Source organism: Spiroplasma sp. DGKH1, from assembly GCF_040940205.1.
Lineage (GTDB): Bacteria > Bacillota_I > Bacilli_A > Mycoplasmatales > Mycoplasmataceae > Spiroplasma.
Genome location: NZ_JASTWG010000001.1, coordinates 242,698 through 258,338, shown reverse-complemented (window position 1 = coordinate 258,338; position 15,641 = coordinate 242,698). Strand labels below are relative to the sequence as shown.

The following is a 15,641-nucleotide window of genomic DNA, read 5'->3' as shown; positions in this document are numbered from 1 at the left end:
TGGCATTTTTTAACATAAGTGAGGTGAGAAAATGAAAAAGTTATTAGCAATCTTAACAGCAACCATGTTAGCAACTTCGTTAGTACCAACGTTGGTTGCCTGTGGTAATTCCCACTCCGATATTATTGATGGGAAAAAGAATGTGTCAACTGAATTTACTTTAACCAATAGCGTTTATGTTTCTTCGGAAACAAAAGATATTAATGCTGATATTTTAGCGGCGGCTAAAAAAGAGGGACGGATTGAACAAGGACTTGACCTCCACATGGGAGATATTACAGACAAGGAAAATAATACCTTACCGCCTAATAATGGTGATCAAGAAGCAGGTTATATTGTCTTTACCTTAAAAGATAGACCAGAAATTAGTTATACTGGTTCAATTACAATTTATTTTACTCTTATTAATAGTAGTCCCGTTGATATTTCTCAAGATGTTGACCTCTCAGTTACGTTAAAAGATGTTACTAAATATGATGATTTAACAACGCTTCAAAATGAGATTTGAGATGAAGCTAAAACACAGTTTACTGCTAACACTCCTGATGACATTAGTGGTTATGATTTATCAGGATTAGCATTACCAACTAAATTTAACCAACCACTAAGTGAACAATTAATTGCTAAATATAATGGGAAGTTTGATAGTGGAAACAAAAAATACAAGGGGACAATTACAATTAAATTAAATATTATTAGCTATTATATTAACTTACCCCTAGAACTTAAAAATGATGTGGGGGATAACGATACTTTATACCAATTTATTTGACAAAATGTTAAAAATAGTCCGGAATTTAGTACTGATCCCCGTGTTGCTGCGAGTTATAAGGATTATGACATTGACTTTAGTAGTGTTGTTGAACCGGGGCGTGGTCAAAGCACCAACTTTAAGTTCTTAGCAACTCCAAAAGATGAAAGTGTTAACCATTATCTTCGGGTGGAAGGAAGTTTAACGAAAGATCCTTATACAATGCCAAAAGATATAAGTTTAGCAGTGCCTATTATTGTTTATGAAAAAGATCGTTATCAAGTTGATAAAGCAAAAGTTTGAAGTGATGCGATGGCAATTGCTGGTTTACCGCTAACACCTGAAATGAAGGATTTTGATCTAAGTGGTTGAGATGCGGTAATTAGAAATAATTGACCAAATATTGGGACAAAACATGCTATTACGTTAGTTGCTAAAAATAACAATACTAACCCGGTCTTTAAAGGTGATACAACTATTCATGCAATCATTATGAATGATGGGGTAGTCAAAACAATCAATACTGGTCCAATCTTATTATCAACTGCTTCAAATCCAACTGTTGACTCAATATTTGTTTCAACTTGACATAATGCGGTTGGTCAATTTGGCGGTGAAATTTCAACCAAATCAACAGATTATGTCGATAGTAAAGGCAATAGTACGATTGATAAATCAGGATTAGAAGCTGCTTATAAACAAGCGCTTGCAACCAAAGGATGAACAGATTATGCCATCAAAGCTCGTGGTGATGCCCGAACAACCGGAAAAGATGCTGATTTAACAATTACTGGTAAGTTACGAATTATTGATAGTCCGTTAACTAAAAACGTTCCAATTGACTATACAACCCGTGATTATAAATTTAACCAAGATCCCACAACGGTTGACCGTCAAATTAAAACATTAACCACAAGAATTTGAAATGATATTATTGGTTACTCATCATTTAATAATGAATTGTATACTTTATATGGAGTATCAAAAAAAATATCTGCTTGGGATAGTGACTATGAACAAAAAGTCGCCGATGCAATTAAAAACTTTACCCCAGGGGGAAGTCCAAATATTCCATTAGAATTAAAATTCCGATTAAAAGACCAAACTATCTATCAGGGCGAAATGACCGTCCAGATTGTTTTAAAATATGATAGTAATAGAATTCCAATGAATCCAAGTGGCGATCCAATTGATGCAACAGCCAATGGACCATTAGTGTTCTACTTAGATAACTTAAATATTCAAAATCCCGAACAATATATTAAAAACTTAATGATAACAATTTGACATAATGCAATTACTTATAACTACGAATTGCAGAAAAAATACCCAAATCTGTTATTACCAACTTCAAACTATAATTACTGAGATCAGGAAGTTGTGAGTCGGGTAGTATTACCAACAGTTAACAATCCAGTTTCGGATATTACCTTAGATAACATTATTCCAAAATATAATGGATTATACGAGGGAACAGTTATTATTAAGATTAAAATTATTTATGATATTAATCATCGTCCATAAGAAGAGGGCTTCCTCTTCTTTTTTTCGGAAAAAATTTAAAATTTGCCTTTTTTAACTAAAAAATGCTATAATCAAAATACGAATTAGGTAAATTCGCAGATAGGGCATAATAAAATGGGTGATATTGATGGCCAAAATTAGTGAAAATCAAGAACTAACTTTACAAGAAACAATGGTTGGTGAAGATAATCAACAACAACCATCTTTTTTAGCGGATTCAGAACCGGTTAGCCAACCAGTTTCGCTTCCAGAAGATTTACATCTTACGCGGATGTATTTTAGTAGTCCGGCTGAAATTTTTGGCCGATTATTTATTTTAATTTCCCAAGGATTAATGTTGGGCGTGATTATTATTGTTTCTGCTTCTTTAGCAATGATTGCTACCACACAGTTGCCAATTCCGGCCGCTTTTAACCAATTTGGAGTAGCAGATGGTGTTTTTCGCGGAATGACAGTCGTGATTGCCGTGGGAGGCGTAATTTTTAGTCTCGTTTTTGTGATTCCAATTTTAATTGTCCGTAATATTCGGTTAGTAAAACTAACTGGAATCTTATTAAATTCACTAGGTTTTTTATTTGGTTTAATAATGTTAGGTTTAAGTATTATTTCTTATTTGTACATTCCCGTGCGGTTAAATTTTCCCGGGGTTATTTTAGCTGCTCTTTGTTGTTTATTAATCTTTACGGGTAGTGTCTTATTATGAAGTGCCGCTGTCCATAAAAAAAGCAAATTACGAAAAGCAATTATAGCTAGTGAACAGTTTACAGCAGTTATTAATTCTGAGCAATAAGGAGGTGGGTTAATGATTAACACGGAAGAAAAAATATTATCCAATAATTCCGCGGAAGAAACCCCGCCCGTGCGTGAATTAAAATTTGTTGAAGATGATCGCCCAGAGAGTCTTAAAAAATTGGACCGTACCGTTGGGGAAAAAGTGACGAGAAATTTAGGAAGTTATGAATTAAAACAACGAATGCAGTTTAAGCATCATGCTTATAATTATGATTTAGGAGCATTTCGTTATTATTTTAAAGATTCAGTGGAAAGCTTTGGGCGAATTGCAATTCTTGCTGGTGCGTTAATGATGATTATTACGGTAGCGTTATTTATTTATCCCTTAGCCCAAACAACAACCAGTCTTATTTTAACATTTATTGGGTCGAAAACCGGTGGGATTGTTGGTTCAAACCTTGATTTAGTAAAACCTTATCTGCAGATTGCAATTATTAGTTTATTATTTTTATGGTTAGCAATAACTATTCTTATTGTAGTACCGATGTTGGTGTGCCGAACAATTAAAACAATGCGAATTTGGTTAGTTGTGGTGGGTATTATTGGTACTGTGAATGGTTTGGGAATAATTGGTTTGGCAGTTGTATATTCATTATTTATTGCTAATCCAGCTAATTGAAAGGCCACAATTTTAGGGGGAGTAGCGTTAGTAATCTTTTTGTTGGGAACTATTATTGTTAGTGTTAATTTAAAACATTATTATCGGGAACTAGAAAATAATGTGGCACAACAAATTAGAACAATTCGTACTCGTTAATATTGTGTGATGAAAGGGGGCAACAATATGATTGGAAAAGTAAGCACTAAACGCGAAGAACTAGCGTTACAATGAAATACGCGGATTGAAGTTGCAACCCGACTTTTAATTCTGGGTTTTTCAGTATTAGGAATGTTTATGGGCTTTTTCTTAGCCGCTGGTTGTGCAATGAGTTTTAATTATATTAAGAATATTACCGGCTTAATTACCCACCAAGCCTTTGAAACACAATATATTATTGCGGGAGTTATTGGGTTAATTATTAGTTTATTCTTTTTTGCTTTCATTGGAGTGCCATACTTACGACTACGCCGGGCAACAAGCTTTAAACCATGAATTATTACTTCTACTGTTTTTACCTTATTTTATTATCTTTTTGGTATTGTGGTGATTTTTTATTTTTGAACCCAGTATAATTATCATAATAATTATTTAATTATTGCCTTAATTGGGTTTATGATTTGCCCGTTGGTAATTATCATTTGTTATACCTTATTATGACGAGAAGTTGGTAAACAATGAAAATTACGCAAAGTAGCAGAGTATTTACAAGATGAAAAAAGTTTTCGAGCAAAGGATGAGAAGTTGAAAAAATTAGAGCAAGAACGGTTAACTTTAATAGAACAAGAAACTTATAAATATGAACAAGAAAAGTTAAAATTAGAAAATCTTCATCCCAATGACCATATTTTAAACCAAGAAACAGTTATTAATGAAGCAGCCATGGTTGATGTTGCTGTTGATGATCAGGAATAGCATTAACCAATAAAAACATGAGGAGGTGAATTATATGAGTGATAATTTTAAGGATAATGAACAGGTATTATCCCCATCAATGAAACATAAAACCCGTCGAATTAATAAAAAAACTAATTTAAGAATTTTTGCTGTCATTGGTTCAGTGGCCATTGCCTTAGGGGCGGCCGGAATGATTTATGCTTTTGTTGCGCCTTCTTCATATAATGAAACCGACCCCTGGCGAGATGCTATTCCCTTAGGAGATAAAATTACCAATTATATTAATGGGTTATTATCCAAAGATTTAGCCCAACCCGAAAATATTAATACCTATGTTCATTTTACTTTGTCAGAAAAACCAACGATTGATAATTATGCCAATAATAAAGATACCGATTTAATTCGAAATGTCTTCCAAACCAGTGATTGAATTGGTGCTGACTTAACGAAAGTAGAAGCATTACTAGCGGGGACAGGAGCTAAATTATCCGGAACCAATATTATTTATAAAGGTTCTCAAATGAAATTGACCTTACTACCCCGTGTGTTAAGTTATCCTTATAACGGTGGGGATGATAAATATGGTTTAATGTATTTAGATACGAGCGCTGCTCAGCAAGGAATGTTTAGTTATAAAATGCGCTTTGCTTTACAACTGGTGGCCAGTGATGGTGCTAATAATTATATTGATTTAAAAAAACGTGTTGATTATTGATATGAAATTCCCCATCAAATTACCATTGCGCAGTTATTAAATTTAGCAAATAATTCTGAAATTCAAAAGTTTATTCAAGATACCAACTTAGATTTAAATACTACTAATGAACAACTTTTAAGCAAGTTATTAAAGCAGTATTATCGTTTAAATAATGATGATGGCGACCAAAGTATTATTGTTAACCAAGAAATTACTGGTATTAATGATAAACCATTTGTACCAATTAAAGCAGCCGGGGTTTCTGCGGATGATTTTGCTGTCAATGTTTTATATGATAGTCGTAAAATTAATAGTTTTGACCAGTTAGGAGCTAGTTTATTCAATAATCACCAGGCGGGTTATGATACAATTGCCAAAATTTTTAATACCTTAAATGTCCAAATGCCAATTTTTTCTAATGTTGGTGGTAATGGGGGATTTACTAGTTATGATAAAACTCCTGTTAAACCAAATCCCCAAGATAATTTTGGATTACCAATGGGAGCAGAACAAGTTAATAGTTATCAAGGTTATATTAAAGATTTAGGAATTGCCAGTGATAATATGCAGATTTGAAATTCAGAGCACCAAATTTTTCATAACCAAGTGCAAATTAACTTTTTAGATACTAAACGAATCCCCACTAATTTATACTATAACCAACAAACTTATACCAACCGGGCCCTTAATTTAGATAGTTACCAATATCTGAATGATTTTCAAACGGTTGTTGATAATATTCAATATGATGACACCAATGCTGAACTTGATTTACGTTTAACCCAGTTGATTCCAACGGTTAAAAATAACTTGACAAGATATTTATGAAATAATTTAAATGATCCGAATGCTCCGCGGGATGTTAATTTAAAAGAATTAACAATTTCAACAAATGGAACCAGTGAAATTCGGGGAACAACTAATTCCTTAAATCCTCCTGTTAACGGACAAGAACGGGGGAATGCTAATAAAGTTTATCAGGATCGTGCCTTTACTTTACCAAAAGTTAATGTCAAAGCTACTTTTTGATTAAATGATGCGAAAACGCAAACAAAAGATATTCAAACAGCATTCACCTTACCATCAAAAGTTGTGCCAGATCCCCGTGGCGTTGATAAAAATGATTTAAATACCCAATGAATAGTCAATAAAGTTAGAGATAAAATTAGTCGTGAACGGTTCTCAACTTTAACTAGTCAATATACTTTTGAAAATAAAATTAAAAGTACTTTTTTAAACACTACGGTAGAATGAGCTCGTGCTTTTCCACACGGAACCAACGGAGAATATCCAGTTAATTTACCAATTTTGAATGATTTTAATTTTGATATCACTCCCCCTAATGGTCGTAATAATGGTAATAATTTAAAAGTAGGAGCCTATAGTGTTAAAGTACAGGCTTTGGGTTCTTCGTTAAACTTTCAAGGAGCAACTACTTTTACAAATATTCAAGTTGTTAAAGCTAATTTTACTGAATTATCCTTACCTACCCTTTCAATGTCAACAATGGACACTAATGCTGATTTATACAAGCGGATTCAAGAAAGTATTATTCGTACTGCTCGAAATAGTGGACTAGAATTAGAAACCAGTGATTTTACAATACTTGGTCTTAACCCTGATGATCAAAATCACTTAATTCCTGGCCATCAGCCAATTCGTGTAGCGGCTAGTGGCGGTGATAATTTAATCAGTGGTGATACCACAATTGATGTAACAGTTGCCAAGGCCAATGTCGAAAGTTATTTGGGAAATCAAATTAATTTACGAGCTTATACGATGAATGATTATGGTAATGATATTATTGCTCAAGCCCAAGAACAATTCCGAAAAGGACTTAGTGGCTTAAATTTAGACCAAAGAATTATTAATCAGTTTACTTTTATTTTATATGAACCAAATGGTCGGATAGCCAATCTGAACGAAAAATTGGTGGGAGGATTATATACTTTAACAATTGTTGCTGATAATAGTAGCAATAATCCGTTTTATGGTAGCATTCAAAAAGAGATTAATGTTCCACGCGAAAGTTTAGATAAAATAAGAAGGGCAATTATGGTTAATGCTAACGAAATTAATTTAGCAACTAATCCTGTTCCAACAGTTCAAACGTTACAGGATAAGTACCAAAACAAGATTATTAATTATTTTAATCAAAATAATTGAAATCTTAGTAGAATATCCTATAATATTCAAGTAAAATTAAATAATAATTGGTTACAACCAACCACCCAATTACAGGCTGGGAATTATTATATTCGGATTAACTTTACTGGTGATTATATCGAAAATGGGTTTGTAGAATTTAACATAACACTCCAAAACCCAACCCAATAGAAAGGAAGAGTGATGAGGATGAATAAAAAACCAACTTATGGTAGTAAATTTCCTGATTTAGAGTTGCTTGATAACGCTGAGCAACGGGCTAAATATGAAGAAGAAATTGCGGAATTATCAGAACAAGAACAAAAGAAATTTAGTTATATTTCACCAACGCAACATAATGATTTTTCCCAACGCCGGATGTACTGAAGTAGTACAATGGAACAATTTGGGCGGGGATTTATTATTTTTGCCCAAATCTTAGCTATTACTCTTGCCTATTTTATTGGTCAAAAAGTTATTTTAATTGCTGTTGGTAGTTTTGTTAATCCAAACTTAGAAATTACTAAGGGAATTTATGTTCGTGATTTCTTAGCATATGGATTCTTAATTATTACTATTTTATTTGGCTTATTATATTTTATTCCAATGGCGATTTGTCGTACGGCTGGCGCAGTCTATGGGTGAGCAATTACTTATATTATGTTAGCAATTTTATATTTCTTATTCTTAGAAATTATTTGTGCTGTTTTATTAGTTTTATCAAGTATTAAGGTATCATCAAATGATAGTGGTGATATTAATACTTGAATTCCAGTTTTTATGATTGTCGTGTTGGTAATTACTTCAATTTGAATAGTGGGAGCTTGTATTTTATTAGTAAAATCTGATGATGTAAAACGTAAAATCAGTTTAGAAGTGTAGGGGGAAGATAGGATGACATTAACACAAAGATTAGAAGAGTTAACAAAACAATTACAAAAAGATGTTTATGAAAAAGAGGTTATTTTTAAGTTAGCAATGTTAGCAATGCTTAGTGGAGAATCAATTTTTCTATTGGGGAAACCTGGGATTGCCAAATCATTAGTAGCCCGTCGTCTTAAACATGCTTTTAAAAATGGTACAATTTTTGAATATTTAATGAACCGGTTTTCAACTCCCGAAGAAATTTTTGGTCCAATTTCAATTGAAGATTTACAACGGGGAGTTTATAAACGACTAATCGATAAATACTTACCAACTGCTGAAATTGTCTTCTTAGATGAAATTTGAAAAGCAGGACCGTCAATTCAAAATACCTTATTAACAATTATTAATGAAAAGATTTTTCGCAACGCTGGGGTTGATATTAAAGTGCCAATGAAGTTATTAATTTCTGCTTCGAATGAATTACCAGCGGAAGGGCAAGGTTTAGAAGCCTTATATGACCGTTTTATTATTCGTTATATTGCCCAAGGTTTAAAAGAAGAGGAAAACTTTAATGACATGATTGCGGGGGTTACCAATTTAGATGTCCAAGTTGATGAAGCCTTACAAATTACACATGAGGAATATGATGTGTGACGCAAAGAAATTAACCAGGTTAAAATGGAACAAGATACTTTTGATTTTATTAACCGTTTTCGGAAAGCAATGTATGTTGCTACCGAAGGACAATATTATATTTCGGATCGCCGTTGAAAGAAAATTGCCCATTTAATGAAAGCATCAGCTTATTATAATGGTCGTGATACGGTTGATAAACCAGACTGGTTAGTCATTCCCTATTGTATTTGAGATGATGAACAGCAAGAAGAAGAATATACAGCAATTTTTAATGAATTTTATTTAGATGCGTTAACATTTGATGTTAAGCAAAAGAAAATTCGTCTTGACAAGGAACTAGAAGAATTAGCCCGCCAATATGATGATATTCAAGAATCAATTAGTAAGAAAAGTGAATACTATGATATTTTTGATGGAAAAGTGCAGGGAACTTTTCACCGGATTTTTTGATCAGATGCCCAATATCCCGTGTGCTTCATTCGGGTAGAAGACTTTATTGATGCTCGTCATAATAAAGACCAACCAACCTTAGTTGAATTATATTATGGTGAAGACTTAGATAATATGCATGATGTTATGCAAACAGAAGTTATTTATTTAAATGATAAAACATTAAAAAACTTAACTTTAAATTCTAACATGACTGTTGAAGTTAAAAATGCCAAAGGGGATAATAGTGCCGCTGAAATTGAACGAAAAATTTTAGCTGTTGAAAAGGAAATTGATAGTTTAGAAACTGCTTTTCCGGATGAAAAGCACCGTCTTTTAGCGGAACCATGTATTTTCTTCAAAGAAGCTTACTATTTAGCAGTTAATAATGCTTTTGATGGCCAAGAATTAAAATTTGATGAATCAACACCTAATTAAAGGGGGAATTTGTTGATGAAAGGGTATTTAGAAGATCGCTTAGATAAAAAAATGAATACTTACTTATCTAAACTAAAAAATCAGGATTTACAAAATCCTCATTTTGTGTTGTTTAAACAAAATAACAAGTGATTAGCTGATACTTTTGATCAACAAATTACTGCTTTTTATGATGAAAAAATTAAAAAAGAAATTCGTAGCATTACCTTACCAAGTGAAATGGAAAAAGAAATTTATTTATTAAACTGGGTTAAAGTTAATGGCTATAGTGCGTTAAAAGAAAACTATGCCAAAACCCAAGATTTTTTATTTAAAGTTAAATCACCATTTTATGACCGGTTAAATTTTTATCGTTATGAGTTTAATAAAAAAGATAATGATCCCTCAGTATTATTTAAAGATTTTATTAATAGTTGGGAAGGAATCTTAATTAAACGGATTGCGGATTATCGCTTTGCGAAAATTGAAGAATTACGAAATAAGTATTTGCAAGAACTTTATAATCGGATTGAAATTATGCAAAAAACTAACAAACTACTTAAAACAGTTTGAAATTTTTTTGGTTTAATGTGAAATCCAGAAGAAAACCTCACAAAAAGTTTAAAAATGGAAGCCATTGAAAAGTTTGCCGAGTTTTTAAAACAAAATCCGGCGATTATGGAAATTGCTACTTTATTAGGGCGTTACCAAGGGGAAAGTAAACTAATTGAAGAAAGATTAGCCGAAGAAATTGTGATGGATTATGAATGACAACCAATTGGAAATTCACCCGAAGAAATTGTGGGAGCTACTGAATCAAAGGATTTAGAGCACATGTTTCCCGCGGAATTAGTTCTTTTAAAAGACCCGGTCTTAAAATACATTTTTTATAAAAAATTTATTGAGGGAAAACTAACTACTTTTGAATTTATTTCGCAAGATCAGGTTCCAGTTGAAAAAATAAAGTTAAATATTGTTAAAACAAGAGTTCCTGAAGAAAAAGGACCAATTATTTTATGTATTGATACTTCTTCTTCAATGCGGGGTAACCCTGAACAAATTGCTAAAGCCTTATCTTTAGCCATTGCTAAAATTGCCTTGCAAGAAAAACGCCCTTGTTATATGATCAATTTTTCAACTAATTTAGATGTCTATGATTTTTCTTCCGTTCGTAATTCCGTTCCAAATTTAATTAAATTTTTATCCAAAAGTTTTAGTGGAAGCACGGATATTGAACCAGCAATTAACCATGCGTTGAATGTGATGGAGAAAAATGAATATTTTAATGCTGATTTGTTAATGATTAGTGATCTTTTAACTTCTGATTTATCAGAGCGCACAACTGCAAAAATTAACCAGTTAAAATTACGTCGTAATCGTTTTCACGCAATAGTAATTGGAACAATGGGCCACGAATCAGCGGCAAGCGCTTTTGATAATGCTTGAATTTATGATCCGCGTGACCCCTTTGCCTCCGAGCGAATTATTGCCTCATTAACCGACCAAGTCGGAACTAAATATAATAATCACCCCGAAGCCAAAAATTTGTTAAAATTAATTAAGGAAGGAAAGGTGGATCTGGACTATGATAAGCAATAACGAACTAGTTAACTTGGCTGTTAACCAAACTAAATTAGATCATCACATTTATCAAAAACATAATATTAATGAAAGCGATACTTTGGAAAAACGAATTTTAGCCTTTTTAATTGAATTAGCTGAATTTATTAATGAACAACGTGATTTTAAATATTGAAGTTTAAAACCGCCCTCAGCACGTGCGGTATTACTTGAAGAATATATTGATGGTATTCATTTTTTAATTAGCATTGGGAATACTTTAAAAGTAGATTTTAATACATTTAATTACCAACCAAGTGATTTAAGTTTACCAACTAATTTAACAACAATTTATTTGAATTGTTTTGTTGAATATACTAACTTTATTAAAGATCATAGTGTTGCTAATTATTTTAATGTTTTAACAAGTTATTTTGTGATTGCCGAGAAATTAAACTTTACAGAACAAGAATTATTAGCTGCCTATAATCAAAAAAATGCCACTAATTTTGCGCGGCAAGCTAATAATTATTAAAAAACTAAAATATTTTTATTTTCTTTTTTTAATTAATAAATAATATTATTTTTCTTTTGTTTTATGCTGTTTTTTGCTATAATCTTTTTTGAGTTAAAATTACTCGTAATTTTACTTAATAATGAAAATATTACATAATTTGAATAGAAAAAACAGGAGAAAATATGAGGTCTAACCTAACACGAAAGCAATTATATAATTGCATTTTAGAAGATATTTTGTCGGGTCGGTATCGTCCCAATGCTGTTCTTAATAAAATTCCTTTTTGTGCTAAATATGATGTTAGTAAGGAAGAAGTTGATAATGTTTTTGCAGCCTTAACTGATGATTATTTAATTGCTTATGATCAAGAGAAAGGGTATTTTATTAAGAAATATTTAGAATCAGAAATTAAACAGTTAGTATATTTAAACTATACAATTACCACAATTCGGTTTATTAAATTAATGCATAGTTTAACTCCGAGTGTAATTGAAAAAATTAATAGTTGTTTGCAAGAATTAAAAAAACTTAGTCAGCAAAAAAATGATTTACCTAAAATAATGCAGGTAATTGATAATGTTGTTGGTAATGTTACCCAAATTGTGAAAACACCATTATTAGATAATATTTTAAAAAAAGCGATTAACTTATGATTATATACTCGTAAAGTAATTGCTTATAACATTCAAATGTATGGTAAACAATTAATTAATTTTTATATTAAAGTGCTTGAGTTAACGTTAAACCAAGATGAACTAAGCTTACGCGAGTTTTTATTAAGTTTTATCAATATTTGAGAAACTGCCTTTTTAGAATACTATGGCAAAATTTTAAAATAATTTAACAAATGGAAAGGAACTAACCATGGCCCTCAAAAAGTGAACTGACCGGGAAATTATCATTGATTTATTAACAAAGCTTGCTAATAAAACTTATCAAGTTAATGAACCAATTGATATTTTTAATATTGTTAATACATACCACCTTTCGGAAGCCCAAGCTAAATTCTTTTTAGATAAGCTTGCTGATAGTTTTTTATTAAAAATTACTAAAAATGGGGATTATCTTGTGCGTCAATTAACAATTGCCGAAATTGAAGATATTTTTTTAATTCGCGCTTCAATAGTGGAGATGAAATATACCCGATTAATCAAAGCACTAACGTCCAAGAATAAAAAGGAATACTACCAAATCCTCGCCGAAGTTCAAAGGTGGGATCCTACTAATCTTTACCAAATTATTGAAATTGAAACAAAAATGTTTTATTTTTTAAACCGGGTGGTGCCTTGCGATTTAATTAATAATATTTTTGAAGAAGAAACCTTATTATCCTTATTTTTGCGGATTTATAGTTTAATTAATATTCCTGACCAACCGCAACAAATTAAAAATTTTTATCTAAAAATAACCGACTATTTAATTAATAATAAAATAAAAGATTTACATCATTTTATTTATGAAACCCTTAAAAAGGCTCAGGATTCATTTATTAGGACATATTTAAATAATTAAGAATTTTTTCTTGTCTAAATATAATAATTACTTTTTCAATGATAATTATTGTGATTTTTTCAAAATAATTTATTATAAAGAATATACTTAAATTCAAAAATAAGTATAAATAATATTGTTAACAGAGTGCTAGAAGTGCCTGACAAATATTTTTTGTTAGGCACTTTTTTTATAAGATGTGAAGGAGAATAAAATGCCACAGAATGAACAAAATAATCCAGTACAAGTAACATATAAAATAGTGACAAAAATTATTAATCCTGCTAACAAAACTAGCGAATATTTAATATCAGAAGAATATAATGTTGCTGAGACATCAGCAATTTTTCAAGAGAGGGCATTAGAATTTGATAATTTTAAAAAGATTCCATTGAAGAAACTTAACTTGGTTACGCAAGAAGTCTGTTCATTTGGTTATGATCCCGAAAAAGATGGTAGTAATTATGATGAAATCTTTGGAATTAATTCCTGAACAATTAAAATTATTAATAAAAGTCCTGAAATAGCAGGAATATTACAAATGGTAAGTGCTATTACTTCTTTTACGCTTCCCATTAAGTATGATGTTTGAAAAAAAGCTAATATTTATTTGTTATCGGGAGAAGCCCTTAGTTATGCGGGTCGACCATTTATTGAACGAAAATTACACCATAAAGAGTGATTAACATATAACCAACAAACAGTTTTAAAATTATTATTAGTTTTGAGTAACCTTTCCCTAGTGACATCGGGGATTTATACTATTATTTATAACTATGGAGAAGAATCAGAAGATGATAGTGTCTGAGAATTTCTGAAAGCAAAATTTTTTGGGAATGAAATTTCTAAATTTGCTTTAGCAGCCCAATTGGCCCCCTTGGCGCAGGCACTAACTACTTTTGCTCCTGACCGTTGTAAAAATATTATTAAAAGTATTATTTCGGGAATCGGAATTACCCGTGGGAGTTGTGGACTTAAGTTTGCTTATGATTTAATTATTAAAGAAATTAATAATAAAAAATATGTTGCTAATTATGGTGCTGCTATCTTCGGAGTGGGCATTCCAATTGCTTTAAACTACCTTGTTGATTTAGTTGCTTATTCAAGTCCATCTTTAAAGTGATTAAAACAAAAATTAATATGAAAATTCAAAGGTGCTAATTGTGAAAGTATTAGTGGTCAATCGGAATATTCAAGACTCCTTGATTCAGAATCACAAGATTGTCCTGATAGTAATCAAGTACCTGTTGAACCAATTATGAATAGTTGTTGTTCAAATGGGCTGATTGTTACAAATGAAGAATCTAGAGGGCGGGATAAAACATTAGTTATTAAAGAAAATAAGGTTCATGCCACAATTGATACACAACACAGATTAATTTGAAAAAAAGAAAAAAAACAAAATATTTTAAAACAAAAGCAAAATGAACTAGCGCAAAGAAATCAGAAAAATGTTAATAATGTTATTATTATTACAGAGCCAGAACAAGTACCAGAACAAGAACCCTCTAGTTTTTGTTGCTAGTAAGTTTTTAAAAAATATTTTTTGCTATATGTTATAATTATCTTAGGAGCAGAATTGTTATTTAGCAAGGGGGCGACTATGAAAAATACCGAGGAATGTGAAGTTGAACTAACTGGAATTATTGATAATAATAGCCAACAGTTACTTCCACAATACATTAGAGACATTGCGATTGCTAAAGAATGATTAGAGGAATTAATTGCCCGTGAGAGCGTGACCAACGAAGACTTATTGGCAATCAACAAATTATTAACTGACTTACTAACAAAAATTAGAATTGATCAACAATGCCAACACCAAAAAATCACAGCAGCACCATTAGAAGTTGATGTTGAACAAATGACTGTAACTTGGGATCTTTTTTGTGAAGGTTGTTCAATTCGTAAAGAAAAAACTAGTAATTTAGATTTAGCAGTACCCTTATCAGAGTTAGCAAAAGCAATCCCATTTAATGAATAAAAAAATAACATTTATCAATGTTATTTTTTTATTCATTATCAGGATCTTCACTACTTTTGTGGTGATTACGATATTCTTCTAAGGTTTTAATAAAAATAGCTTGGGTCGGACAAACAATTTGGGCATCAACTAATTCCGCATCATTTTCTTTTGTATTGGCAAACCCATCATCATCCATAAAAAATGTTTCTGTCTCATCAACCATTACACAACTACCACAAGCAATACACAAGTTAGTATTGACATAAGTTCTTTTTTTATCAATATTACGATCAGCCATATTTGCACCTCTTAATTTCCATAAACATTATATTATAAAATTTATTGATATTATTA

General features: G+C 31.3%; 14 protein-coding genes. 13 read left to right on the top strand and 1 reads right to left on the bottom strand.

All coding sequences use genetic code 4. The features are described from left to right. Nucleotides 1–31 precede the first annotated feature (31 nt). The 13 genes from QPK10_RS01110 (at nucleotide 32) to QPK10_RS01050 (ending at nucleotide 15,305) form a co-directional block, all read left to right on the top strand. Nucleotides 32–2,275, top strand: coding sequence for a hypothetical protein (locus QPK10_RS01110; protein ID WP_368486209.1), 2,244 nt, complete (start codon nucleotides 32–34; stop codon nucleotides 2,273–2,275). Between the two features lie 127 nt (nucleotides 2,276–2,402). After that, nucleotides 2,403–3,065, top strand: a complete 663-nt coding sequence (locus tag QPK10_RS01105; protein ID WP_368486208.1) for a hypothetical protein — start codon at nucleotides 2,403–2,405, stop codon at nucleotides 3,063–3,065. Between the two features lie 12 nt (nucleotides 3,066–3,077). After that, entirely contained in the window at nucleotides 3,078–3,824 is a 747-nt protein-coding gene (locus QPK10_RS01100) for a hypothetical protein (RefSeq protein ID WP_368486207.1), read from the top strand. A gap of 27 nt (nucleotides 3,825–3,851) precedes the next feature. Continuing rightward, nucleotides 3,852–4,580 carry a hypothetical protein gene (locus QPK10_RS01095; RefSeq protein WP_368486206.1) on the top strand — a complete coding sequence of 243 codons (729 nt, stop codon included), beginning with the start codon at nucleotides 3,852–3,854 and terminating at the stop codon, nucleotides 4,578–4,580. Between the two features lie 34 nt (nucleotides 4,581–4,614). Beyond that, entirely contained in the window at nucleotides 4,615–7,596 is a 2,982-nt protein-coding gene (locus tag QPK10_RS01090) for a hypothetical protein (RefSeq protein ID WP_368486205.1), read from the top strand. 18 nt (nucleotides 7,597–7,614) lie between these two features. After that, nucleotides 7,615–8,286: a hypothetical protein gene (locus QPK10_RS01085; RefSeq protein ID WP_368486204.1), complete on the top strand. Its 672-nt coding sequence runs from the start codon at nucleotides 7,615–7,617 to the stop codon at nucleotides 8,284–8,286. A 12-nt stretch (nucleotides 8,287–8,298) separates the two neighbouring features. Beyond that, nucleotides 8,299–9,774 (top strand): AAA family ATPase, encoded by a 1,476-nt coding sequence (locus QPK10_RS01080; RefSeq protein ID WP_368486203.1) that lies wholly within the window; start codon nucleotides 8,299–8,301, stop codon nucleotides 9,772–9,774. 15 nt (nucleotides 9,775–9,789) lie between these two features. After that, entirely contained in the window at nucleotides 9,790–11,352 is a 1,563-nt protein-coding gene (locus tag QPK10_RS01075) for a VWA domain-containing protein (RefSeq protein ID WP_368486202.1), read from the top strand. Next, nucleotides 11,339–11,848 (top strand): dUTP diphosphatase, encoded by a 510-nt coding sequence (locus tag QPK10_RS01070; RefSeq protein ID WP_368486201.1) that lies wholly within the window; start codon nucleotides 11,339–11,341, stop codon nucleotides 11,846–11,848. Before QPK10_RS01075 ends, QPK10_RS01070 begins: the two co-directional genes overlap by 14 nt. A 164-nt stretch (nucleotides 11,849–12,012) precedes the next feature. Then, nucleotides 12,013–12,669 (top strand): hypothetical protein, encoded by a 657-nt coding sequence (locus tag QPK10_RS01065; protein WP_368486200.1) that lies wholly within the window; start codon nucleotides 12,013–12,015, stop codon nucleotides 12,667–12,669. 25 nt (nucleotides 12,670–12,694) lie between these two features. Continuing rightward, entirely contained in the window at nucleotides 12,695–13,342 is a 648-nt protein-coding gene (locus QPK10_RS01060; protein ID WP_368486199.1) for a hypothetical protein, read from the top strand. A gap of 193 nt (nucleotides 13,343–13,535) precedes the next feature. Beyond that, the gene (locus tag QPK10_RS01055; RefSeq protein WP_368486198.1) at nucleotides 13,536–14,846 is read left to right on the top strand and encodes a hypothetical protein; all 1,311 of its coding nucleotides are present in this window, start codon (nucleotides 13,536–13,538) and stop codon (nucleotides 14,844–14,846) included. 78 nt (nucleotides 14,847–14,924) lie between these two features. Beyond that, entirely contained in the window at nucleotides 14,925–15,305 is a 381-nt protein-coding gene (locus QPK10_RS01050; RefSeq protein ID WP_368486197.1) for a hypothetical protein, read from the top strand. A gap of 28 nt (nucleotides 15,306–15,333) precedes the next feature. Here the strand turns inward: QPK10_RS01050 and QPK10_RS01045 are convergent, their stop codons facing one another. After that, complete coding sequence (locus tag QPK10_RS01045; RefSeq protein ID WP_047791202.1) at nucleotides 15,334–15,585, bottom strand: ferredoxin; 252 nt, start codon at nucleotides 15,583–15,585, stop codon at nucleotides 15,334–15,336. Nucleotides 15,586–15,641 lie beyond the last annotated feature (56 nt).